The sequence below is a fragment of the Streptomyces sp. NPDC088116 genome (assembly GCF_044741745.1).
In the GTDB taxonomy this organism is placed as follows: domain Bacteria; phylum Actinomycetota; class Actinomycetes; order Streptomycetales; family Streptomycetaceae; genus Streptomyces.
The window spans coordinates 501,869-526,043 of the sequence record NZ_JBIUTF010000006.1 but is presented as its reverse complement, the minus strand read 5'-3'; the positions used below and the strand labels follow the sequence as shown (position 1 = coordinate 526,043).

18 protein-coding genes and 1 pseudogene are annotated in these 24,175 nt (G+C 70.4%); 3 read left to right on the top strand and 16 right to left on the bottom strand.

Annotated features, from left to right (window positions below):
- Nucleotides 1-15: 15 nt before the first annotated feature.
- Together ACIOJD_RS25735 and ACIOJD_RS25730 are read right to left on the bottom strand one after the other, a co-directional pair.
- Nucleotides 16-522, bottom strand: a pseudogene (locus tag ACIOJD_RS25735) (serine/threonine-protein kinase); the annotation flags it as partial.
- 211 nt (nucleotides 523-733) lie between these two features.
- On the bottom strand, nucleotides 734-2,227 hold the full coding sequence (locus tag ACIOJD_RS25730; RefSeq protein ID WP_401917842.1) for an MFS transporter: 1,494 nt from the start codon (nucleotides 2,225-2,227) through the stop codon (nucleotides 734-736).
- A 234-nt stretch (nucleotides 2,228-2,461) separates the two neighbouring features.
- On the opposite strand from ACIOJD_RS25730, the gene ACIOJD_RS25725 reads away from it, so the two are divergent.
- From ACIOJD_RS25725 to ACIOJD_RS25715, 3 genes are all read left to right on the top strand, one after another.
- Nucleotides 2,462-3,115 (top strand): TetR family transcriptional regulator, encoded by a 654-nt coding sequence (locus ACIOJD_RS25725; protein WP_401918057.1) that lies wholly within the window; start codon nucleotides 2,462-2,464, stop codon nucleotides 3,113-3,115.
- A gap of 317 nt (nucleotides 3,116-3,432) precedes the next feature.
- Complete coding sequence (locus tag ACIOJD_RS25720; RefSeq protein WP_401917840.1) at nucleotides 3,433-5,274, top strand: flavin-containing monooxygenase; 1,842 nt, start codon at nucleotides 3,433-3,435, stop codon at nucleotides 5,272-5,274.
- A 112-nt stretch (nucleotides 5,275-5,386) separates the two neighbouring features.
- Nucleotides 5,387-6,952, top strand: coding sequence for a hypothetical protein (locus tag ACIOJD_RS25715; RefSeq protein ID WP_401917838.1), 1,566 nt, complete (start codon nucleotides 5,387-5,389; stop codon nucleotides 6,950-6,952).
- A gap of 85 nt (nucleotides 6,953-7,037) precedes the next feature.
- On the opposite strand, the gene ACIOJD_RS25710 is transcribed toward ACIOJD_RS25715, so the two are convergent.
- From ACIOJD_RS25710 to ACIOJD_RS25645, 14 genes are all read right to left on the bottom strand, one after another.
- Nucleotides 7,038-7,283, bottom strand: a complete 246-nt coding sequence (locus ACIOJD_RS25710) for a hypothetical protein (RefSeq protein ID WP_401917837.1) — start codon at nucleotides 7,281-7,283, stop codon at nucleotides 7,038-7,040.
- Entirely contained in the window at nucleotides 7,267-7,518 is a 252-nt protein-coding gene (locus tag ACIOJD_RS25705) for a DUF6400 family protein (RefSeq protein WP_401917835.1), read from the bottom strand. The genes ACIOJD_RS25710 and ACIOJD_RS25705 overlap by 17 nt, the downstream gene beginning before the upstream one ends.
- 273 nt (nucleotides 7,519-7,791) lie before the next feature.
- Nucleotides 7,792-8,412, bottom strand: a complete 621-nt coding sequence (locus tag ACIOJD_RS25700; RefSeq protein WP_401918055.1) for a chloramphenicol phosphotransferase CPT family protein — start codon at nucleotides 8,410-8,412, stop codon at nucleotides 7,792-7,794.
- A gap of 224 nt (nucleotides 8,413-8,636) precedes the next feature.
- Complete coding sequence (locus ACIOJD_RS25695; protein WP_401917834.1) at nucleotides 8,637-8,978, bottom strand: hypothetical protein; 342 nt, start codon at nucleotides 8,976-8,978, stop codon at nucleotides 8,637-8,639.
- 280 nt (nucleotides 8,979-9,258) lie between these two features.
- The gene (locus ACIOJD_RS25690; RefSeq protein WP_401917832.1) at nucleotides 9,259-10,140 is read right to left on the bottom strand and encodes a peptidoglycan-binding protein; all 882 of its coding nucleotides are present in this window, start codon (nucleotides 10,138-10,140) and stop codon (nucleotides 9,259-9,261) included.
- A 27-nt stretch (nucleotides 10,141-10,167) separates the two neighbouring features.
- Nucleotides 10,168-11,811 (bottom strand): DUF6519 domain-containing protein, encoded by a 1,644-nt coding sequence (locus ACIOJD_RS25685; protein WP_401917830.1) that lies wholly within the window; start codon nucleotides 11,809-11,811, stop codon nucleotides 10,168-10,170.
- Nucleotides 11,812-11,964: 153 nt separating this feature from the next.
- Nucleotides 11,965-14,199 carry a hypothetical protein gene (locus ACIOJD_RS25680; RefSeq protein ID WP_401917828.1) on the bottom strand — a complete coding sequence of 745 codons (2,235 nt, stop codon included), beginning with the start codon at nucleotides 14,197-14,199 and terminating at the stop codon, nucleotides 11,965-11,967.
- Entirely contained in the window at nucleotides 14,196-18,020 is a 3,825-nt protein-coding gene (locus ACIOJD_RS25675; RefSeq protein WP_401917827.1) for a putative baseplate assembly protein, read from the bottom strand. The genes ACIOJD_RS25680 and ACIOJD_RS25675 overlap by 4 nt, the downstream gene beginning before the upstream one ends.
- Nucleotides 18,017-21,280 carry a putative baseplate assembly protein gene (locus ACIOJD_RS25670; RefSeq protein WP_401917825.1) on the bottom strand — a complete coding sequence of 1,088 codons (3,264 nt, stop codon included), beginning with the start codon at nucleotides 21,278-21,280 and terminating at the stop codon, nucleotides 18,017-18,019. Before ACIOJD_RS25670 ends, ACIOJD_RS25675 begins: the two co-directional genes overlap by 4 nt.
- Nucleotides 21,277-21,669, bottom strand: coding sequence for a GPW/gp25 family protein (locus ACIOJD_RS25665; RefSeq protein WP_401917823.1), 393 nt, complete (start codon nucleotides 21,667-21,669; stop codon nucleotides 21,277-21,279). Before ACIOJD_RS25665 ends, ACIOJD_RS25670 begins: the two co-directional genes overlap by 4 nt.
- Complete coding sequence (locus ACIOJD_RS25660) at nucleotides 21,666-22,004, bottom strand: hypothetical protein (protein ID WP_401917821.1); 339 nt, start codon at nucleotides 22,002-22,004, stop codon at nucleotides 21,666-21,668. Before ACIOJD_RS25660 ends, ACIOJD_RS25665 begins: the two co-directional genes overlap by 4 nt.
- A gap of 79 nt (nucleotides 22,005-22,083) precedes the next feature.
- Nucleotides 22,084-22,608: a phage baseplate assembly protein V gene (locus ACIOJD_RS25655; protein WP_401917819.1), complete on the bottom strand. Its 525-nt coding sequence runs from the start codon at nucleotides 22,606-22,608 to the stop codon at nucleotides 22,084-22,086.
- Nucleotides 22,609-22,671: 63 nt separating this feature from the next.
- Complete coding sequence (locus tag ACIOJD_RS25650; protein ID WP_401917817.1) at nucleotides 22,672-23,811, bottom strand: hypothetical protein; 1,140 nt, start codon at nucleotides 23,809-23,811, stop codon at nucleotides 22,672-22,674.
- On the bottom strand, nucleotides 23,804-24,172 hold the full coding sequence (locus ACIOJD_RS25645; protein WP_401917815.1) for a hypothetical protein: 369 nt from the start codon (nucleotides 24,170-24,172) through the stop codon (nucleotides 23,804-23,806). The genes ACIOJD_RS25650 and ACIOJD_RS25645 overlap by 8 nt, the downstream gene beginning before the upstream one ends.
- Nucleotides 24,173-24,175: the final 3 nt, after the last annotated feature.

Genomic DNA, 24,175 nt, shown 5'->3' with positions numbered 1-24,175 from the left:
CCCCAGTGCGAAGACATCGGCCGGCGGCCCGACGTCGTTGCGCAGGACGACCTCGGGCGCCGCGTACCCCGGTGTCCCGGGCGCCATCCCGTCCTGGGTGAGAATCGTCTGTTCGAGTCCTCGCGCGATACCGAAGTCGATCAACTGCGGGCCCTGCGGCGAGAGTATGACGTTCTGTGGTTTCAGGTCCCGGTGCGTGACACCGTGGAGATGGACCGCGGCCAGTCCCTCGGCGAGTGCCGCGAGCAGCCGCAGGGCACTGTCCGGCGGGAACGGGCCACTCGCGGCCACGGCGCCCCGCAGAGTGGGCCCGGCCACGTACTCGGTGGCCAGCCAGTAGGGGGACGCGTCGAGTGACGCCTCGATCAACTGGGCCGTGTAGGCGCTGCGTACGACCTCCACGGTCGCGGCCTCCCGCCGGAATCGGGCCAGCGCCTCGGGGTGCTCGCTTATCTCGTCACGGATCACCTTCACGGCCACCAGCCGTCCACCGGGTGACCGGCCGAGGTACACCTGGCCCATGCCGCCCGCGCCGAGACGCGCGAGGAGCTGGTACGCGCCTATTCGCGCCGGGTCTTGAGGTCGCAGTGCATCCACGGCATGACTGTGCCACATGACGGCCTTCGTGGTCCCCGCCCGAGCGAGCCGGGACGGATGCCGCACATGGAGGCCGGGCGCACGGGTGGGGCGGCGTCGCAGCCCAGAGCCGTGCCCCACCTGTGAGCCCGGCTCCTCACGCGGTCTCGGTCCGCGTTTCGGCAACCGCGCGTGCGCCGGGCTCCGGATGCGCCGCCGGCGCGGTGTCCGGGCGCTTGCCCGGCAGGAAGGACGCGATGGCGAAAGCGACCAGGGCCGCGCCCGCGCCGATCGCCATGACGGTACGGAAACCGTTCTGCGAGGGCAGCTCGACCGGTCCGAGGGCGGTGGTCATCTGCGCGAGGACGACACCGGCCACGGCGCTGGCCATCGACGTACCGACCGAACGCATCAGGGTGTTGAAGCTGTTCGCCGCGGCGGTCTCCGACACCGGTACCGCGCCCATGATCAGCGCGGGCATCGCCCCGTAGGCCAGTCCGATCCCGGCGCCGATCACGGTCGAGACCACCACCAGCTGCCAGATCGCCGACATCAGGCCGATGCTCGCCCCGTACCCGGTGGCGACGACCAGGGCGCCCACCATCAGCGTCACCTTCGGGCCCTGTGTCCGGGTGATGTACGCGGAGACCGGCGCCATCACCATCATCACGAGTCCGGAGGGCCCCATCACGAGGCCCACGGTGACCATCGAGGCACCGAGACCGTAGCCGGTGGACTCGGGCAGCTGGAGTACCTGAGGCATGACGAGGGAGTTGGCGAACATCGCGAAGCCGAACACGGCGGAGGCGATGTTGGTCAGCAGTACCTGACCGCGGGTCGTGGCGCGCAGATTCACCAGAGGCTGCGTCGTACGGAGTTCCCACCGGCCCCAGAGCACCAGAACGATCGCGGCCGTCGCGAGCAGCCCCAGGGTGAGCGGGCTGGTCCATCCCCAGTCCGCGCCCTTGGAGATGGCCAGCAGCAGGCTCACCAGCGCGGCCGGCAGCCCGACGGCTCCCACCATGTCGAAGCGTCCGCCGGTACGGATCCTGGATTCCGGTACGAGAACCAGGACGAGGACCGCGGCCAGCGCGCCCATGCCCGCGGCTCCCCAGAACAGCACGTGCCAGTCGGTGTTCTGGGCCAGGAAAGCGGCTGTGGGAAGGCCGAGGGCGCCGCCGATGCCCAGGGAGGCGCTCATCAGCGCGGTCGCCGATCCGAGCCGCTCGGCGGGCAGTTCGTCGCGCATGATGCTGATGCCCAGCGGGATGACACCGGCGGACAGGCCCTGGAGCGCCCGGCCGACGATCATGGGTGCCAGGCTGTCGCTGAGCGCACCGACCACCGACCCGGACACCAGCAGGGCGAGGCTGGTCAGCAGCATGCGCCGCTTGCCGTACATGTCGCCCAGCCGCCCCATGACCGGGGTCGCGACGGCCGCGGCGAGCAGGGTGGCGGTGATCGCCCAGCTCGTGTCGGCCGCCGAGGCGTGCAGCAGCCGGGGCAGCTCGGGTATGAGCGGGATCACGATCGTCTGCATCAGGGCGACGGTCACCCCGGCCAGCGCGAGCACGGCCACCAGGCCTTTCGTCGTCTCCCGCTGGGCTTCTTCGGGGGTTTCCCCTGTCTGAGGTGAAGCGCTGGGCGCCACTCAAACCTCCGCGTGGTGTGGGGCGGCAATGGCCGATTCTTAATTCAGTTGCTTGACTTACATTAGCAAGCTGGTTTCACTGATCATGTACGCGAACGACGGAACGCTCATGACGGAACGCTCATGACGGAAGGGGACCGCGATGATCCGGGAAGAGCTCAGGACACTGACCTGTCCACTGTCGGCGAATGGCGCGCCGGAGCCGCCCGTAGGGCCGTGCGAGCCCCTGGTGGGGTGGTGACGGTGGTCTCCAGAGCGCGCTCCCACCGGGCCGACGCGACCAAGGAAACGATCCTCGCCGTGGCCGAGCGCCTGTTCGCGGAACACGGGGTGATCGCCGTCTCCAACCGGCAGATCAGCGAGGCCGCGGGACAGGGCAACAACGCCGCCGTCGGCTACCACTTCGGCACCAAGACGGACCTCGTCCTGGCGATCGTCCGTCACCGCGACGAGCGGATCGCCGCCATCCGGGCCCGCATGCTGGAGGAAACCGGCGACTCCACCGAAGTACGGGACTGGGTGGCCTGCCTGGTCCGACCGGCGGCCGAGCACCTGGCCGAACTGGGCAGCCCCACCTGGTACGGGCGGTTCGGGGCCCAGGTGATGTCCGATCCCGTGCTGCGCGAACTCATGATCGACGAGACGTTCGGGCCGTCCTTGCAGCGGACCCTGGACGGACTGAACCGGTGCATGCCCGCCCTGCCGCCCCTCGTCCGGATCGAACGAGGCGACCTGGTCCGCAACATCCTGGTGCACATGCTCGCCGAACGCGAACGCGCCCTGGCCGACGGCGCCCCCACCGCCCGGAGCAACTGGCACTCCTATGCCACCGGGCTCATCGACGCGATCACCGGACTCTGGATCGCACCCGTCACTCCCGACCGGTGACCGCGAAAGCACGAAAGGACGTCATGACAGAAGCGGCGGTCCGCCCGGCCCGGCCCTCGCCATCCGACCGACCGCGCAGCCCAGGCCGGCTCACCGCGCAGCCCCGGCCGGCTCACCACGTGGCCCAGGCCCACCGACCGTACAGCCGCGGCCGACTCACCACGTAACTCCGGCCGACCGACCACGTACCCCCGGCCGACCGACCACGCAGCCCCGGTCGACTCATCACGCAGCCCCAGCGTTCCCCACTGGGCCGCCGCGACATCAACTCCCTGTCGCCGCGCGACTCAAGCCCTTCAGAGAGGAAGAGGCAACGCATGTCCAGCCCCAACACCCCGTCAGGCGCTTCGCCCGGCTCCACCCCTCAGGACCAGCGGGAGCCGGGTTTCGACCCGGACACGCTGCGCGCCCGCTACCGCGCCGAGCGCGACCGCAGGATCCGCCCCGAGGGCAGCGGGCAGTACCAGCGCGTCGACGGCGAGTTCGGCTACTACGCCGATGACCCGTACACCGACCAGGCCGTCGACCGCGCCCCGCTGAACGACCGGGTCGAGGCGCTCGTCATCGGGGGAGGTTTCGGCGGTCTGCTCGCGGGAGCGCGCCTGCGCCAGGCCGGCGTCGAGTCGATCCGGGTCGTCGAGAAGGCCGGGGACTTCGGCGGGACCTGGTACTGGAACCGGTATCCGGGCATCCACTGCGACATCGAGTCGTACATCTACCTGCCCCTGCTCGAAGAGGTCGGTTACCTCCCGAAGTGGAAGTACGCCCCGGGAGAGGAGATCCGGCAGCACGCGCAGGCCATCGGACGCCACTTCGACCTCTACCGCGACGCTTGTTTCCAGACCCAGGTGACCGAACTGCGCTGGGACGACGCCGCGTTGGAGTGGATCGTCAGCACGGATCGCGGGGACCGCATACGGGCGCGCCATGTGGTGATCTCCAGCGGAACGCTCAGCCAGGCGAAGCTCCCCGGCATCCCCGGGATCGAGACCTTCGCGGGGCACACGTTCCACACGAGCCGCTGGGACTACGCCTACACGGGCGGTGACGCGGACGGGAACCTGCACAAGCTCGCCGACAAGCGCGTGGCGGTCATCGGCACCGGCGCGACCGCCATCCAGTGCGTATCGCATCTCGGGGCCGACGCCCAGCAGTTGTACGTGTTCCAGCGCACGCCTTCCTCCGTCGACGTGCGGAACAACTACCCGACGAAGCCGGACCTCGCCGAGTCGCTGACTCCCGGATGGCAGCGGCGCCGCAGGGAGAACTTCCTCGAACTCGTCACCGGGGGCCGGGTGGACGAGGACCTGGTGTCCGACGGCTGGACCAGCAGCGCCCGGTTGCAGCAGAAACTCATTCCCAGCAGCGCCTATGACGACATTCCGGTGGAGGAGCGTGAACGCCTCTACGAGATCGCCGACTTCCAGAAGATGAACGAGATCCGCGCCCGGGTGGACTCCGTCGTGGAGGACCCGGCGACGGCCGAGAAGCTCAAGCCCTGGTACCGCTACATGTGCAAGCGGCCCACGTTCAGCGACACGTACCTTCAGACGTTCAACCGGCCCAACGTGACCCTGGTCGACACGGCCGACAGCCACGGCGTCGAGCGGATCACGGAGAACTCCGTCGTCGTCGGCGGCATCGAGTACGAAGTCGACTGCATCGTCTTCGCGACCGGGTTCGAGGTCGGTGTCTCAGGGGCCCTGTCCGGAAAGCTCCCGGTGTACGGCCGGGACGGCGTCGCCCTGATGGAGTCCTGGCAGAACGGTCCGAAGACGCTGCACGGCTTCTACAGCCACGGCTTCCCGAACTTCTACCAGCTCGGCCCGCTCCAGAACGCCAGCGCCGTCAACTACGTGCACATCCTCGACGAGCAGGCGACCCACGTCGCCGAGGTCGTCGCGGAGGCCCGCAAGCGCGACGCCCGTTACGTCGAGCCGACCGAGCAGGCCGAGGCCGCCTGGGTGGCCACGATCCGTGAGAACGCGCCCGACCTGTACAAGTTCCAGGCCGAGTGCACCCCCGGCTACTACAACAACGAGGGCAGGCCCCGGCAGCGCAGCGAATCCTACGGCGAGGGCCCGGTCGCCTTTCACGCGCTGCTCAAGCGCTGGCGCGAGGACGGCGGCATGAGCGATGTCGTCGTCGGCGCCGAGTGAGCGGCGGCGAGTGAAAGTGGGAGAGACAGAGACGGTGTGGCCCAGCCGATTCGACGGGAGCGGCCGTCACCCGGCGGCCACGAGCGGCCGTTGGGCCGCTCGGAGGCTCAACATGCCGACCCCGCTGTGGGGTTCGAACGGTGTGGCCTTCGGGCCCGACGGAAGGCTGTACGCGGCCCAGTTCCTCGCCGGGCAGATCAGCGCCGTGGACCCGGCCGACGGGGACGTGGAGGTGGTGGTGCCGATGGACGGTCCCGTCCAGTCCCCGGACGACCTCGCCTTCGGGCCGGACGGGTCGATGTACATCACCGACCTGGTCCCCGGAAGGGTGTGGCGGCGCACTCCGCAGGGCGTGTACACGCTGGTTTGCGAGGAGGTGAAGGTACCCAACGGCATCACCTTCGTCGGCGACCGGCTGTTCGTCAACGAGATGAAGATGAACGGCCGTCTGATGGAACTGTTCCCGGACGGCCGGGACCCGGTGGTACTGACCGAGGGACTGGCTTTCGGCAACGCGATGCAGGTCGGCCCGGACGGTTGTCTGTACTACCCGCACATGATGACCAACCAGGTCTGGCGCATTCCGCTCGACGGCGGCGCACCGGAAGTCGTCGCGGAGGACGTGCACGAACCGGTCGCCGTGCGCTTCGACCGGGCCGGCGTCATGCTCGTCCTGTCGCGTGGCGTGGCCGGCTTCGTGACCCGCGTCGACCTTCACGGGACCGGCTCACGGTCGATGATCACCAGTGGCGTCGCCGGGCTGGACAACGCGGCGTTCGACGAGCAGAACCGGATGTTCGTCTCCAGCTTCGCCGGCGGCGGGGTGACGGAGATGTACCCCGACGGCCGGACCCGGGAGATCGTGCCCGGCGGTTTCGACGGCCCGTTCGGGGTGACGATCGATCTCGGCGGCACGGTGTACGCGGCCGACCACTACCGTCTCGCGAGTCCGGAGAACACCGACGGCGGAGAGCCGGAACCGGGGCTGGAGCAGCCCGGCGGCGTGCTGACGCACGACCTGCTGCACTTCTGCCACGGCATCGCCGCCGACAGCGGGCTCCTGCACCTCACATCGCAGTACGGCAACGTGCAGACCTACGATCCCGAGCGCAAGACGAGTCGGGTACGGGCCACCGGGCTCGACCAGCCCCTGGGCATCACCGTGGGGACGGACGGCACACTGATCGTCGCCGAGGCGGGAGCGGGCCGGGTCCTGGCCATTGATGACACGGACACCGTCACCGTGCTCGTGGAGGGGCTCGAACACCCCGTGGACGTCGCCTTCGACGCGGAGCAGCGGTGCTACGTCAGTGACGACCGGCTCGGGGCGGTGTTCCGGATCGAGGACGGCCGGACGGTGGCCGTCGCGGAGGGGCTCGGCGCACCCCAGGGGCTGGCGATCCTGGGTACCGAACTGTTCACGGTGGAAGCCGAGCACCGGACTCTGCGAGCGGTCTCGCTCACCACGGGGGAGACCCGGGTCGACGCCAGGGACCTGGCGGTCGGTCCGCCGCCGGGCGTGTCCCGTCGTACCGAGCCCGCGCTGTTCGTCCATGGCATGCCCGGCTCACCGCGCCTGTTCGCGGGCCTCGCGGCCGCCCAGGACGGTTCCCTTCTCCTCTCGGCCAACGGCGAGGGGACGGTGGTGAGGCTGTCCCCGCTCTCCGACAGCTCATGACACCCTGACGACGGCTTGCGCGGACGCGTTCGGTGGCCTGCTCACGGGCGGCCCACCGAACGCGGCGCGAGCCACGGCATCAGGGTCAGGGGCGGGGGGTGCCGTCGTCGCGGCAGGTGGCGCCGGGCCGGGTGTTCAGTGACCACATGTGCGTGCATCGCGGGCACTGAAGGTGGACGACCGGTCCGTTGCTGGAGATGAGATAGCGCCAGTGCTCAGCGCAGTTGCGGCGATCCGCGCAGCTCACGCAACGGCGGGCGTCGTCGCAGACGGGGCAGGCCACCCAGGCACGGCGGGCGATGTCCGCCTGCGGATCAATGGGCAGCCGCACGGCCCGGCTCCTCACCCGGCAGAACACCTGCCGCGACCAGCAGGTCATAGGTGCGCTGCTGCTCGGCGTCCAGACCCGAGTAGAGGAGCGCGTACGCCTGGTCCTCGCCCCGGAGAACGGCCACCGGATCCCAGTCGGGCCCGAGCGCGGCCACGACCTCGGCCCGGCGACGGGCTTCTTCGAAGGTCAGGTCGATCGTGAAGGGGGTGAGGCCGGTGGTGTTGTCCTGATACATGGAGAAACTTCCGATGTGTTGGCGGAACCTCACCACCTTTACCAGCGTATGCCTCGACAGGGAAGGGTGACCTAAGTCGCCCCGGGATTCCGTATCGCCGGGTTCGTCGCCGGGCCTCCTCGGATCGGCCGACGGGGGCGGGTCGTTGCCGGCGGCAGGCCCTGCACGGCAGGCGCGGTCCGCTCGCGGTGCTGTGACGTACTTCACGGACTTGTCCCGCAGGCTTCATGATCTGTCTGCGGGACTGCCTGCCTGCGAGCCGACCTCTGTGCATCAGTCTTCTGGGTGGCCGTGGCCCTCTGGTCTCATACGTTCAAACGCGGTAGGGGTGGGCCGCCGGTGAAGGAACGTCTTGATCTGCTGAGCACACTCGAGCGGGCTCGCACTGCCGGTGTCGCACTCGATGTCATAGATGCCATGGGCATGGACGCGGTCGAACTGGCGGGCGGCCAGCCCCGCCGGACGATCACCACGTGCCTGCTCCCGGCGTTCCAGCTCCCGCACAGGGCAGTGCACTCCCACGAGGACGACGTTTTGAGGGGAGAACAGAGCCAGGCAATCGTGAAGGCGCCACGGCTCGCTCAGGATGTGATCCACGACGATGTGGTTTCCGGCCGCGGCCATGCCGGCGACCGCACGGTGAAACCCCATCCAGGTGCGTCTGAGTACGACACGGAGCTGGTCCGGGGGCAACTCGGGTCCTGATCGCATGGCATGGAACGCGTCCACGGGCATGTGAAACCACGGCTCATCGAGAACTCCGACGAGTTCCTTCGCGATGCTCGACTTCCCCGAACTCGACGTGCCGTTCAAAAAGATGATCAGCCCGCCGGCCGCCTGCTGGGACTCCGGTGGATTGGGGGACCCCTCGAACTCCGGGGCCGGACTCGTCATCATGCGTGCTCTCGCATCGTGCGCAGGCTCCAGACCACTCGATCTTCGACGGCAGAAACCTACTGGCCGCCGGACCCCGGCACAATGAGTGGTCCTTCAGCCCCGGCACTCCGATCGGAAGCGAACCGGCGCCGGTGGCGACGCGCCGTTACGTACCGGGCGCGACAGGTGCGGCTCGGTACGTAACGGCGGACGAGGGGACCGGGCCGGGATGCCCTGAGTTCTCAGTCCTTCTCGCACAGGGCGTACGCCCGCGCGCTTCCGACATGCATCTTGACCACCCACGCATTGCGGGTGACGGATGAAGGGGCGTTCATGTCGACCATGTCGGCCGGCATGCCGTTGGACAGGACGGCGGGCTCGGAGTGGTAGCCCCCGCCGATCAGCTCGGTGCCCTTGGGGCACTTCGCCTCGGACGGAGCGGCTTTCGCCCACTTTCCCTCCACGACCACGGGGGCACCGTCGGCCAGGGCCGGCCCGGTGGTCCCCGTGACGACTCCGGCGGCCAGCAGCAGACACACTGCCGTGCCTCGCAGAGCAGACGACCACGCGCGGTTCTTCGGCATCCAGGGCTCCTCACGGAAGACGGAGACGGACGCAGGCACTGCTGCGCCGTATCTCAAGATCATTGCGCGGTCAGGCTGCCAGCCTCCGTGGTGCGTCCATGCGGCGACACTCACGCGGGGCACTCGTACGAGGGATGGGCGCGAAGGGCTCGTACGGGAATCGCGTGCAACGGACACGCGCCGGGCGGCCTCCACCGCGGGGAGGGCCGCCCGGCGCGTGCCGGGGAGCGATACGCGTTGCCCGTGGCGATACGGGCGACACGTGGATACCGAGGTCCGGTCAGACGTTGGGCACCTTGAGCTTGTCCCAGCTCGTCTTGCCCGGGACCCCGTCGGCGTCGCTTCCCGAGTAGCCGAGCTTGCGCTGCCACGCGGCGTAGGACTTGCGGTCGGCCTCGGACCAGTCCGGGCCGGGGCCGACCTGGTACTTCCCGCAGCCCTCGGCCACCAGCCGCTTGCCCATCGCCGTGACGACGGCGCTGTGCCGGCCGGCCGCGAAGAAGGCGGCCCCGGGGAACGGCTCGTACTTCACCGGAGGCTGCGTCGGCGGCTTCGAGGGACCGTCCGGGCCGCCGCCGAGCCGCTTCGCGATCCGGGCGCGCATCGAGTCCATCGTGAAACCGCGAGGATCGACCTTGCCGGGCTGCCACTCCTTGTGCCCGATGACCGAGCGCTGGGTCCAGCCGTGCGCGCGGCAGAGCGCGACCGACGCCTTCTCGATCGCCAGCAGCTGAGCGGCCGGCCACGGGTCCTCGCCGTCGCCCCGGTTGATGCACTCGAAGCCGTAGAAGTGCCGATTGCCGTCGGTGTTGGCCTCGTTGTCGGCGGGCAGCGCGGATTCGTTGATCACCGCGCGCAGCACGTCGTCGTCACCGAGCCCGGCGTGATTGGCCCGGCCGTTGCCGACCAGATAGACCGAGCCGTCCTTGGCGATCACTCCGTGGCACAGCGGCCCCGGCAGGATCGAATGGCCGTTGTAGCAGAGCTCCACGGAACTCTGCGTGCCCGAGGACACGGTGTGGTGGATCATCACTCCGTGCATGGGCCCCCAGGGACCCTTGCCATTGCGGTTGTGCGTACGCCAACTCCGGTGCTCGATGACGTTCAGACCCTCGTTGCGGAGGGCGGTGAGCAGTTTGGTGGCGGTCAGAGGTGTGGCCATCCTGTTCTTCCTTTCCTTGGCGCGATGTCAGTTCCCGATCTGTTCCTGGTCGTCCGGCCCCTCCGCCCCCGCGGTTCCGGTCGACGGGCTCTCCGCGGCGGTACGTTCGGCGGCGACGGCCTCCTCCTCGGCCCTGGCCTCCGCCGCCAGCGCCGCCGCGTCCGCCGCCGGTATGTCGGTGGCCAGCGGGCCGAACGCGAGACGCAGGTCCGACGGTGAGCCTTCGCCGAACACCCAGGCCAGCGGCGCGTAGTGGACCTGAATCCCGGCGGGGGCCTGGAGCAGCGGCCTGCGGGCCGCGTCCGTCGGCCACTCGACGTCGCCCGTGGCCGTACGCGCGGGAACGGTCCAGAAGTCACCGGAGCGGTATGTCCTGCCCGGCTCGAAGTAGACGAGTACGCCGTCCTCCAGCGGCAGCCAGCCACCCTCCTCGATCCGCAGTGCGCCGTCGCGCAGCTTCGAGCCCCCCTGCTTCGTACGGGTGGACTGCCCCTGGCTCCCCGAGTGCCGCGCACCGGACCGGTGGTCCCAGCGCCGCAGGAACGGGTTGAGCCCGGGGCGCCGTCCCACCGACGGGTCCGGCTCCGCGGACAGCCGGACGCGCCGTCCCGGCAGGTCGGTCTCCTCCACCCGCAGCAGCGGCAGCGGCTCGCCCCGGCTGATGTAGGCGGTGTCGGTGAACTCGACCCAGTCACCGACGTTCAGGTCGAGCTTGTCGTCGCTGCCGAGCGACGCCAACTCCACCCACGTACCGTCGAGTTCGTCCACCGCGAAGGTCACCGAACCGTTCTCCCGCGACCACTTGAACGTCGCGTCCTTCGCCGCGCCGCCCTCGTGGATCTCGACGCGGTACATCTGATTCTCCGGGCCCCGGTAGCGGGCGTCCGGCCCCACCAGGCACGGGTCCTCGTCCGCGTGCTCGGGACGCCGGCTGCGCGCCGCCATCCGGGCCGTCGGCGCTTGCGCCGCCACCCACTTCGCGAACGCGGCACGGGCCTGGTCCTGGGGCTGCCCGTCCGCCGGATCCAGTTCCAGCTGCGAGCCGGGCAGCGGCAGCACCTGCCAGACGACCTTCAGCCGGGCCGCCGTGTCGGGCATCGCGGCCCCCAGCGCCACCTCGCGCAGCAGCGGGTCCTCGGCCGCGGTGACCGAGCGCTCCCACACCTTCAGATAGGCCAGATAAGGGAATTGGGTGGGCAGCCGGTCGCCGGGGCGCTCCGGGTCCCGGTGGCCGTCCGGCTGGTCCCAGTACGTCCAGGTGGCCGGCGGCTCGGCGGCGGGGGCGTCCTTGCCGCCTTCCTCGTCCGACTGCGACTGCGACTGCGACTGCGACTGCGACTGCGACTGCGACTGTCCGTCGTCCTCGACCGGAACACCGGGCTCCGGACGTGTCGCGTCCACCAGGATGCCGTCCACGTAGTAACGGCCGCCCCCGATGGACAGATCGTCCAGCTCCCGGCCGCCGCCCACGAAGTTCAGCCCGAAGCCCGTGGCGCCGAGCGGGCCGCCGTGCTGCCCGATCAGATCGGCGGCGGTGGTACGGGCCTGGTGCAGCTGGATCGCGGACTGTTCATTGGCGTCCGCGTCGAGCTGGACACGGCCCTGCTGTGCGATCACCGCCGAGTAGTGCCGGTCAGGCCGGAAGGTGTTGCGGGAGATGTCTGCGTGCATGGGAAGGGGTCCCCCTCGGAAGTTCGGCATTCGGTCGTACACGGTTGTGCGCGGTCGTGCTCGGTCTTACCCGGTCGTGCTCGGTAGTCCCTGGTTGTACGGCGGAACGGAGCTCCGCGTTCGGAGTTGAGCGAACGCTGTTCATGTCTCCGTTCATGTCACCGTGATGATCCCGGCGTCCGTACCGGCCGGGGTGTACTCCGCCAGCCGCGCCCGCAGACTGTCCATGCGCTGCGGCTGGTACAGATCGTGGAACGCGCCCATCTCGGAGCCGTCCTCGGCACCCCGGCGGATCTCCTCGGCGCATCCCGCCGCCAACTGCCCGTACGCGGGAGTGCCGTACCGCTCGCTCGTGAACAGCGGCCGTACCCGCCCAGCGTCCTCGCGGCCCACCGGATCCGGCTGGCAGCGGTGGCGGCGCGGGGTGCGCGAGCCGGGCGGCACGTACGAGAACCGCACACAGCCGATGCCCCGCCGGGCCACCCGCAGTTGCCCGGTGAAGACACTGTTCTCGGCGATCTCCACCGCGTGGGTGTGGACCTCGCCGATGACGGTGGTGCGGTGCGCGTGCAGTACGGCGTGTGCGTGGCGGCAGTCCGGAGCGGACAGGGCCGCCCGGTCGTGGCCGGTGGCGTCCAGAACGCTGTCGCGGATGTGGATGGGCAGAGGATCGTGCCGTACCTCGTCGCCGATCACCTCGATGGTGCCCAGGACGGTCCGCTCGATCGCCACACACGCGGTGGTCCGGTCCAGCACCAGGCTCGGCTCCTCGGGGGAGTGCGGTTCGCACCGGGGCTCCAGCGACCAGCCCGGTACGAGTGTGCAGTGCCGCAGCACGACCGCACCGACGGGCCCGGTGACATGGAGGCCGCGCCCGGTGATCAGCAGACCGTCCAGCACGATGCGCGGTGCCTCGCACTCCTGCCCGCCCGCGCCCGATTCGTTGTCCTGGCCCTGACTCTCGCCCGACCCCGAACTCTCCTCCCGCGCACGGATGTTGAGCGCGTCGGGCCGGTTGCTGTACCAGTCGAGCAGCCGGATCACCGGTCGGGTCCCCTCAGCCGCCCGTACTTCCAGCCGGTCGCCGGGATCCAGATCGAAGTCCAGCTGCTCCTGGTAGGCACCGCTGTGCGTGATCTCGATGATGCCGTCGGGCCCGCAGCGCCCGGACCGCCGGTCGGTGCGCCACTCGCCGTACGCGTCCATGATCCGCTGGTACGTCTGGCCGGGGCCGACCCGGTAGACCTTCGCGTCCACCGGCGTCTCACGGTCGCGCGGATACTCGCCGCCGCCCGTGTCGTCCGAGAAGGCGTAGTGATAGCTGACCCAGACGCCCTGGCGCGGAGCGGAACGCGAGCCGAAGGCGATCCGGCCGAGCACCGGATCGACAGCCACCTGGCCGCGCTTGGGGCGGTAGCGCCAGTCCGTCAGGTCCGCCACGACGAGGTCCGACAGCGGCACCGGCTCGTCCTGGCCGTCGCGCCAGATCGTGAAGCTCTTGCCGGGCCCGTAGTAGTCCGCGAGCCGGTCGGCGAGCTGTCGGCGCCGGATGTACGCGGGGACGTTGTCGATCGTCGCGACATGGGTGGCCGACGGCTCCGGCACCGGCTTGGTCACCAGCGGACTGTCGTTGCCCAGGATCGAGAAGGTGTAGAGATTGCGGGCCCGGTCGACGCAGTACGCCGGCGCCTTGGTCAGGTGGTACGGCTTCAGTCGCCATACGAACAGGCCCACCCCTGCGGGTGAGTAACCACCCTGTGTGCGCGACGAGTCGGCCCTCCGGACGTCGACCGACCGCGCGACCGTACCGAACGGACCACCCGCCAGGTCGAGTTGGCTCCCCTCTCGTACGTCCACGATCCGGCCGCGCTCGCGACGACGCCCGTTCATGGCCTCCGTCCCCGATCCGTACAGCTTGACGGGCTGCTGATGGGAGACGAGCCGGGAGAACTCCACGGCCCGCGACGGCCAGCCGGCGACCTCCTCGGCCAGCTCCTCCAACAGGGCGAGACTGCCCTTGCGCCGCCGGTTGGCGACGGTCGCGGCGACATCGCGACGTGGCGCGAGCGCCTCCGCGAGCCGGTCGCGCGAACGGTCGCCGTCGACCCCGCTCCCGTCGCCCCCACCGCTCTTGAGGCCCTTCGCCTGCACGCGCTCATAGCCGGGCAGCGGGGTGTAGCCGACCAGATCACCGAGGTACGGCAGCACCCAGGGCGCCGCGGTCTCCACGAACCAGTCGTCGTAACTCTGCTCGACCCCGTCCCGAACCCGGTCGACCTGCTCGGCGATCACCGCGAGGAGGGCGCGCAGCGACTCTCCGCCCTCGGCGTCGCGCAGCCGGTGCCACTGCGGGAGCAGCTCCGCGAGCCCGTCGGGTTCCCTGCTCATGCGGTGACCTCCGTCAGAATCAGTGTGTCCGCCACTCGCGGTGACAGCAAGGCGAGTTGGGCCGGCCTGATGCCCCGGAAGACACACACCACCCGCCCCTTGGCCAGCCGCCGGGTATCGGTGATGTCCGGGTTCAGACGCAGCAGTTCGGCCAGGGAGATGCCGTACCGGCCGGCGACATGGGTGAGCGTCTCACCGTCCCGCTCGGTGACCACGTGCATATTCTCGTCGTACTCGGCGAGCCTCGCCGGTACCGCCGTGCGGGGCCGGTCGAGCTGTCCCGCGAGCCCGGCCAGCTCGTCCGCGGTGACCGACGCCGGCACTCCGGTGAACACGTCCACGTCCACGTAATCCACACCGGGCACCCGGTGGGCCGCCGCCATGACGTCCGACAGCCGGGCCGGACGTCCCAACTCGGCCAGCCCGCTGCCGAATGCGTACAGCAACGCCTGCCGCAGCCGAGGCTCGACCACCGTCCAGGCGTGGTCCCGGGCCACCTTCACCCGCGCCGCGAGCAACAGAAGCACCGACTCGCGTACGTCCACCCGTACTGGCAGCCGCGCGTCACCGTACGTGGCGAGGGAGGAGCGCAACGCGCGCAGCACCTCCGAGTCGGCGGCGATCGGGATGTCGTCGACACCGGCGACCGTCACATGCAGCACCCGCCGCCGTCCGTCGAACACCTCCCGGGCCGAGGCCCGGCCGATACCCGCCCGCGAGCGGGCGAAGTCCTCGTAGTCCCTGACGGACACGAGCCGGTCCAGCGCCGATACGGCGAGCGGAATCGTGCGCCGGGTCAGCCCGGGACCGTCGGCGTCCGCGCCGCCCGTGGCGGGCTGCGGGTTGGTGACGGAGGTGACGCCCAGCGGCCGGGTGATCGCCTGGGTGACCCGGTTCGCCGGGACGTTGGCGGCCTGTCCGGTGCCGAAGCGGTACCGGGCCCGGACGTTCTCGTGCCCGGTGGGCAGCCGGGCGCCGTGCACCCCGTCGCCGAAGGTCACCGTCGTACGCCCGTCCCCGGCCGTCCCGGAGACGTACACCCGCTCGCGCGGACCGCGTCCGGCCAGGCTGTCCACCTCGTGCCACAGCAGTCCGTCGACGCGTATCTCCAGGGCCGGTGTCGCCCCCAGCGGGTTGTCGGCGGGCAGCCAGGTCAGCGGCGACTGCCACAGGGTGAACGTCTGGTTGATCCGGTCGGCGTCGCCGCCGCCGATCGGCTCGTCGCGGCTCTCCCCGTGCGTCGCCGGGACCACATTGCCCTGAACACGCACCGTGTCCCGGCGGTAGCGGTAGGACAGATCCGTGGTGAGTGTCAGCCTCGTATGGACATGGTCGCCCGGCAGCAGCGGGTCGAGGTGCTGCTCCACGGCGGCGATCACCACCAGTTCGGTGCCGCGCACCCCTGCCGTGTCGGGGATGTCGGTGCGCTCGCCGGACACGACCAGATGGCGGCCCGGCGCCAACCCGTCGTACAGATCGGCCAGTTCGAGCTGATTGCCGTGGACGTCCTCGCCGAGCGGCTCGTCGGCGAGGCGCAGCGCCTCACCGCCCGCGTACACGGTGGTGTCCCGGATCGTGGAGAGCAGCACATCGTGCTCGTCCAGCCAGGGGTCGGCGAGCGTCAGCTCGGTGCCCCGGCCCGTGATGCCGTAGTTGGTGTAAGCGGCGGTACGTACGGCGGTCACCCGGGTGGTCACGGACGCGAGGTTCTTGTCACCGGGGATCCCGTCGGGTTCCCCGGATCCCTTGCGGGGGCGCTCGACGCGGACCCAGCTGCCGACCGTGATCCCGTCCTGTACGGAATCGAGCGGCAGCACCTGGCGATTCGACCGCACGGGGAGGGTCGCGATGCCGATCTCGACATTCGCCGGCTCACTGCCCGCCACGTACCTCACGGTCACCTCGAACTCGTCGTTGGTGACTTGGTGATGCTCGCCGGGAGCCAGCCACCATTCCAGGGGTTCACCGTTCTGCACGGCGACATGCACCCGCCCGTCGTCGCCGGGGCGGGACACGAACAGCGTCCGCTCGGGCAGCGCGGACGTCAACTGGGCTGTGACGCCGGGCTCCTGGGAATCGGCCGGACGCGTGGAGAGCCAACTCAGGTGCCGGTCCTGGGCGGCGCGGGTCATCAGCGAGACCCGGCCGGGCGGAAGATCGAAGCTCGTCTCGGCGGGCACGGGCAGATTCTCCGACCGCTGTACCGAGCTGCCGGTCTCCGTGTGCTGGAACTCCGCGCGCACCGGCACCTTGCCCGCCGCGTCGTACACGACCCGCATGGTGGTGAGCGAGGAACCGCCCAGCGGCCAGTCCGTCTGGCGGATGATCCTTCCCCGGTCGTCCTGTACGGGCTTGAGCGGCGCCGTGGCCCCGAACGGCGCGGCGGTCACCCGCATCGCCTGGACCTCCCGGAGCAGGGACGGCGCGGTCGGGGCGGCGTTGCGCCAGGCGGCGTACATTCCGTGCGCGATCCGAGGATCGAGCGCCGACAGCAGCTGCGCGCCGAAGTCGGAACCCGGCGCGAAGAGCGTCGCCGGGTCGTGCGGCCGCGTACGGGCACCGGACGGGGGCCGCACGACCCGGCTGCGCAGGGCGGGCAGTACGGCGCCGAGCGCCCGCATGGCCGACGAGCCTGCCTCGGTGGCGACAGCCGGCGACACGGGTGACACGGGCTGTGCGGGCTCCAGCTCCGCCGCCCGCTCCATCAGATCGCCGACCACCGCCTCCAACTGCTCGAACCAGAAGGCGACTTCCTCGTAGGGAGCCGCGACGGCCTGAGCCTCGGCGAGCCGCTCGTGCGGGTCCACGAGCCGCCGGGCGAAGGCCGCCGGAGTGGTGATCCCGTCCAGGTCGGCGCGGAGCGGCGCCAGCACCTGGGAGTCGAACTGCTCGATGATCATGCTGACGGGGCGGGGGTTGGGGTTGTCGGGCGTCGGCTCCCCGTCCTCGGTCTCGCGGTCGTCCTCGGTGATCCACTCGCGGAGGTCCGCCACCAGCTCGGCCAGGGTCGGTGGCGCGGACCGCGGCAGACCGATCGCCGTCACGTCGTCCTCGCGGTCGATCCGTACCCGCGCGACCGACAGCAACAGCCGCTGACCGGTGGCCTCTTGGCTCGCCGCTTGATCTGCTGGACCCGCTTGACCGGCCTGTTCCGCTCCGAAGACGAACAGCAGCCTGTCACCGCTCTGGAGGGAGGTGCTGGTCCCGGAGACCTGGATCTCGGACCGCTTGGACAGATCGTCCGGGGTGAGCAGCGCCGGGCGGCGACGGCGTACCGCCAGCTCGTTCCAGGACGAGCGGGCCGTGAGGTCCTCACTCGTCTCGAAGGCCTGCGACTCCTCGTCGGCGGAGGCGGGCACAGTGTTGGCGCGCGCTCCGCGCGGGATCAGCACCGACAGGTCCTCGGCGCGCGGATCGCGATCCAGGCTGTACGCGAGATGTGTGTCGGCGGCTATGCCGGGACGCGGGCGGTGTCCCACCAGCCGCCCCAGCAGGGCGAGCGAGCGGTGCTCGTCGGCCGTGCGCAGATACCCCTCGTCGGCGATCCGCTCGGAGTGGAACGTGAGCAGGTCGCCGACGACCGCCCAGGAGTCCAGCAGCCCGATCGCCGGGTCGTCGGGTGTACGGACGGTCAGTCCGCGCAGTGCCGGATAGGCGGGAGAGGCGAGCCGGTCGAGCATGGCCGCCAGGAACGAGCCGTACTCGCCCACCCGGTAGTCGAGCGCGGTCCGGCCCGGCGGGTTGTACAGGGCGTCGGGCGCGTGGCGCTCGTCGTGCCCACCGCATCCGCATCCGCCGTCCGAGGCGTGAGCGCCACTCATCGGGCACCTCCGGCGAACGTGATCGACAGCCGGCCGTTCTCGGGCCGGTCGGGGTCGTTGTCGCAACGCGCGATCTCCAGCGGGCTGAGCCGCAGCACGCCTGCCTCCAGTGCAGTGTCGGTCGGGTCGTCCGTGCGGGTGACATCGTCCGCGTGGGTGATGTCGTCCGTGTTGTCCGTCCAGCTGGGGTCGTCCGTGTCGTGCGCACGGCTGCCGTCGAAGAGCCGGCTCAGTCGGGTCACGGTGACGCTCTCCACCCCGGGCACCGCCGCCGCCGTGGCCACCAGGCGGCTGAGCCGCACCGGGGCGCCGAAGGTCAGCGCGTCGGGATGGAAGAATCCGAGCCGCCCGCCCGGCAGCCTGCGACTGCCCAGCAGCCGGTACAGCTCGGCCAGGATCTGCCCGTGCTGATGGCCGGGCATCGCGCACACGGCGAGGGCGATGTCCAGTGGTACGTCACGAGCGGGGCCGACGACGAGGTCATGACCGATCCGGCGGTAGCGCTCCAGGGCATACGACACCGAGTCGAGCAGCTCGGGGGAGGGCTCACCCGACCCCAGGGCGTCGATGACGACATGCGCCTCCTGGACACTGCCGGTCCAGCGGATCTCCGCCGCCGCGCGCTGCACTCCCGGGAGCGTCGCCGCCAGCGCCGCGTAGTCCTCCGCCGTGACGGCGCGCAGCCGCGAGCGCTTCAGATCGAGCGGCGCCAACTGCCTTACCTGATCGACCGGTTCGGGCTCCGTGCCGCCGACGGCGGGCAGCGGATTGCGTACCCCGGCGACCGGCATCGGGTCCCCGGCGTCGGACTCGTCGGGATCGCGGCACAGCACGAGGTGGTTGATGGCCTCCGCGCCGACATTGCCCGCCGTACCGCCGCCGAGGCGGTAGCGCAGCTCCAGCCGGGCACCCGGCCGGGGCAGCGCACCGTACCGTCCGTCGCCGAACCGCAGGGCGATCCGGCCGTCGTCCTCCAGCTCACCGACGAAGTGCCGGTCCCGGGGGCCGCTGCCGAGCAGATCCCGCCTCGGGGTCCACGTCACGTCGCCGTCCGCGACGGTGACGGAGGGCAGCGCCGCCCGGGGATCCTGTACGAGAGCCGCCGCGGGCCCGCGCAGCACCGGCTCGCCCGGGTGCAGACCGGCCGCGTACCGCGGACCCCAACTGTGCGCGATCTCCCAGGCGATGGAACCGTCGAGTACGGCACCCGCGCGAGCCCGCGCGCTCAGCACGTCGAGGCGCCGCAGCTTCGCGGCCAGGAGCCGCTCGCTCCGGTGCAGCAACTCGCGTAGCGCGCGCACCGGATGGCGTGACAGCTCGACCCGCTCCAGCGTACGCAGCCCGAACAGAACGGTCAGCTCGGTGATCTCATGCTCCGTCAGCCCTTCGCGGTCGCGTGCACTGCGCCACAGCTCCACCAGCCGTCCCTGGACGCGGCCCGCGATGGCGGCCAGCCGGGTGGCCTGACCTGCCGAGACATGGCCGGGCTCCGGGAACGGTACGGACTGCACGACGGGGGACCGGTGCAGCACCGGACGGAAGCGCGGCCGGATACCCGGGTAGGTGACCTGCGCCAGCAGTGTCGCCAGCGCCTCGGCCTGGGCGTAGGCGGTGCCGGGGACGACCTTCTCCCGCTTCCGGCCCGCCAGTTCGAGACCGAGGCCGGCACGCTCGGTCGCGTCCTCGCCGACGACGGTGAACAGCTCCCGTATATGACGTGCCGTCAATAGTCGTCCATTACGCGTCTGTTCGAGACGAGAGGTGATGAGATGCGCGGTGGCATTGCCGCTGTCGCGGTCCCAGCAGCCGAAGCCGGACGGTTCGCAGGACCCGAGGACGGCCGGTGCGGGCGGCACGGTGACCGTCTCGGGGGTACCGCCGGTACCACCGTGGAAGGTGAGCGAGCGGCCGTGGTCGACGAGCACGACATTGCCGCGTGCCACGCTGACGTCCTCGACCGGCCGGCAGCCCGGCCCGCCGCGCGTGGACAGGCAGACGGAGAAGGCGAGCGCGTCCTCCGGCGCCCAGGTCACCTCCAGCGCCGGCTGGTCGGCGAGCCGGTCCACGACCGGGGTGACGGAAGTGAGGCGTACGGCCTGCCGGTGCGCCGGATCGGCGTCGCCGGGCGTACCGGACCGGGCTCCCCGCACCTCCTCGATCAACAGCAGATCGCCGGGAGACAGGTCCAGGGTGCGCGACTGGCACTCCTCGTCGGCCCACTCGTCCCGGAGGGTGGCGGCCGTGGCTCCCCTGGGCAGCGAGCACAGCTCGTCGCCCCAGGTCCAGAAGCGGATGGTGTTGTGTGCGGGCCGCAGTACCAGCGGCTCCTCGGCCACGACCGGCTCGAACACCTCCACCGAACCGCGCTCTTCCAGCACGGCCAGATCCCGGTCGTCGATGACGGTGCCGACCTCGGGCCGGTCGCGCGGCCCCAGGGCACGGGCATCGACATTGACGGCGGCGAAGCGGAACGCGCCGGGCAACAGGGTCAGTTGGCGTACGGTCTCGACCGCGACGAACGCACGGGCGTTGACGCCGTCGTGCATCGGGTAGTCGATGAGCCGCACATGACGGCGTACGGAAACCCGGCGCCGGGCCGTGTCGAGATACGCCTCCGTCGCGACCGCGTCCTGCTGATAGCTGATCCGGTCGGCGGTGTGGGCGAGGAGTTCGACCAGGGTCGTCCCGAGGTCCGCCGCGTTGCGCTCCACCCAGCCGGGGGTGGTCAGCGCCAGCCGGTCCAGGATCACCCGCCGGATCGTCTCGTAGTCGCGCGCCGTGTAATCGATGACGGGCGCGGGGGCGTGGACGGGCGGGCAGTCGGGCTGCTCGTCCACGCAGTCGAAGGGGGTGGGGCAGTCGGGCCGGAAGGCGAACTCGGCCGAGAAATAACGCTGGTCGAAACCGGGGAAGGGCTCGGTGCCGGGCCGTCCGTACGCATCGGTGTCGACCACCGAGAGACGGTAGCGGGACGTGTCCCCGGCACGGTCGAGCGTGACGAACAGCCGGTCGTCCAGCTCCGGGTCCTCCTCGCGTTCGACGGACACCTCGACGGCCTCGATGCCGGTGATCCTGCGCCCGCCGTCGATACGGATGTTCTCCGGGCAGAGGCCGTGGGGCGCCTTGCCGAGGAAGGTGACGGTCAGTGTCAGAGCGTCGTCACCGACCTCGACGGCGTCCACACCGCCGAGCTGTGCGGCGCGTATCTTCGCGCGCCTGCCGTCCGTACGGCACATCAGCGGATTGCCGAGTTCACTCATACCGCGCCGCTCCCCTCGAACACCTCGTCGCGCCGGGTCGCGGTGGAACGCACCACGTAACTCAGGTACACCCGGACCACGTTCTCCTCACTCACCACGTCGAGGGCCTGCACCTCGATCAGTTCGCCCAGCCAGCGCTGGAGCGAGGCCTGTACGGACAGCTCCAGCGCGGAGGCCAGCTCGGGGCTGTTCGGCGTGAAGACCAGATCCAGCAGGCCACAGCCGAAGTCGGGGCGCATCACGCGCTCGCCGGGACTGGTGAAGAGCAACTGCTCGATCAGGTCCCGCACATGGTCGTCGTACGAAGCGTGCGCGGTACGCCCGCGCCGGTCGCTCCGGAAGGGGAAGGCGATATCGGTCCTCTTGGCGCCGCTCGTCGTGTTCCTCACCGGCAGGACACCCCCCGGGTCGTCGCGGCGGCGACGACAGGCGGTCCCTGCGGCACCAGCGTGGCGCTGAAGCAGAGCGCGGACGTGCGCTCGAGCAGCACGGGCGCCCCGTCGATCAGTACACCGTCGCGGGCGGGCGTCCAGCGGACGGTGGCGCACGGATGCGGTACGCGGTCGACGGTGTGCCGGCAGCCGCTGACGGTGAAGACGTCGGAGGCGGTGGGTACGGGCAGGCCGTCGATCCGCACTCCGGACGACGGGGCGGAGGCGGGCACGACCCGGCCGCCGTGCGGGCAGCTGATCGCGTACCCGCCGTTCACGAGATTCCCGGACAACACGTCTGACTCCCCGTTCTGTTCATGATCCTGCTCGTCGTCTTCGCTGTGATCGCTGTATTCGTCGCCATCGAGGTCGTCATCGCTTCTTCGGCACGATCAGCCGACCGCCGTTGATGTTGACCTCGTCCCCGATCAACTCGATCGTCGCGCCACTCCCGTTGCCGACGGTCACGCCCTTCTCGTCGATCCGGATGTACGCGCCGCCCCTGGCTTCGAGCAGGATCCCGGTGCCGCCGGGTACGTCCGACATGACGAGCTTGTGATTGCCCGGCGTCTGGATCACCACAGGCTGGGAGCCGGGCAACTCAGCGCTCGCGCGGGGCGGCAGCTCGGAGACATCCCCGTACCAACAACCCGTCCAGACAGGGAAACTGACGTCCCCCTGCTCGAACTCCATCCACACGCCGGCCCCGACCTCGGGGACGACGTACTGGCCCGACTGGCGCCCGGTGAACGGCAGACAGGGCATCGCCCACGTGGAGGTCTCGTCGCCGAGCACGTCCGGGACCTTGGCCGTGATCCTGCCGATCCTCAGCGGATCGTTGTTGTCGATCACCCGGCCCCGGAACTTGCCGAGGAAGCGGTTGTTCGGTGCCGCCATACGAGGTTCTCCTGGTCTTCCTGGTCTGCCTGGGCCTTCTGGGCTTCCAGGGCTTCCTGGGCTTTACGGGCGCACTGTCCTGCTGCGGGCGATCAGGCCCTCGCGGGAGAGCGTGAAGTTCTGCTGGTACGAGCCGGGGCGGAGGTTGTGGGTGACGGACTTGACGTAGTAGTCGCCGTCGTAGGTCACTCCGCTGCCGCGCACCCCGACCAGTTCGCGCGGCCGAAGGATGTAGCCGTGCCGGTTCACATCGAGCGACCCGGAGCCGGAGATCGCGTCGGCGGACGTGGCGGCCCTGGCGAGGGCCGCCGCCTGGGCCTGCCCCTGATCCATCTTCGCGGTGCCGGAGAGCGTCCTGCGCTTGAGCGCCGGGGTGGCCCGCAGACCGAGCGGCGGCCGCAGCGGACTGATGTCGGGCTGGGCGAGGAGCGTCGAGTCACGGGACTTGGGATCCTGCACACGGGCCTGCGGCTCCTCACGGGCCGTCCCGTCGTACGCGAACGTCAGCTGATCAACGGTGGAGTTGTTGTCCATGTTGACGTTGAGCGCGTGCTGCCGCTGCCCGAGCCGCTGTTCGGGCCCCCAGAACGCGGTGGAGCGACCGGGCACCGGCCCGGGATCGAGATAGAACGTGAACCCGTTGGCCTTGGCCAGGTCGTTGATGTACTGAAGGTCGGTCCCGGTCTGATAGTCCACCCGCCGCTGCTCGTTGGGGGACTGCTGAATCTGCTCGCGGATGATGCGTGCGTCGATCCCGTAGTCGGTGTACTTGGCGAGGATCCGCTCGACACGCTGGGAGGGCGCGAGGTTGGGATACCGGTCGGTCCGCTCCTCGAGATCCATCAGCAGTGTGAGGTCCTCACCGGTGACGGTGAGGGTGGTCTGGCCCGGCTGGTTGCTGGCCCCGACCTCCTGACGCACGATCAGCCCGTCGAGCAGGACGGTCGGTGTGCCCTTGACGGTCGCCACGACGATGACCCGGGTCCGGGGGTCGAAAAACCCTTCCGGCAGCAGCCGTTGGGTGATGATCCCCTTCTTGGTCAGATCGAACGCGATCTGAAACCCACTGCGCTCCCCGGCCGTTGTGGTGATCTGCGCGGACAGCAGGGCTTCACTGACCTCGGCGGGGACAGGTCGCACGAGCTTGGGGCCCATGAGCAGCGTGAGGTGAACGGGTCCCTGCCCGATCGGCTCATCAGCCACGGCCGCCCCCGGGGAACCCACCCGGCAGCGGGATCGCTATCTCGCGTCCCGGCTCGGCGGTCAACTCGCCCGGGTCGATCGTGGGATTGGCGTCGGCGATCTGCCACCACTGCCCGGGATCCCCGAAGTACCGCTGCCCGAGCTGATCGGGGCGCTCCCCGCTGCTGACGGTGTGCGGGGCGGTGTCCTCGGCAGCATCGCCGAGCGGCGGCAACAACCGCCGCTTGGTGTACCGGACCGTGGTCCCGTCGGCCTGGGTGTGCACGCCGATCTCGGCGTCGTGATAGCGGCTCGTGCGCGGATAAGGGTGTGACCCGGGGATCGCGTCCAACGCGCTCTCATACGGCTCGATGCCGGCCATGTC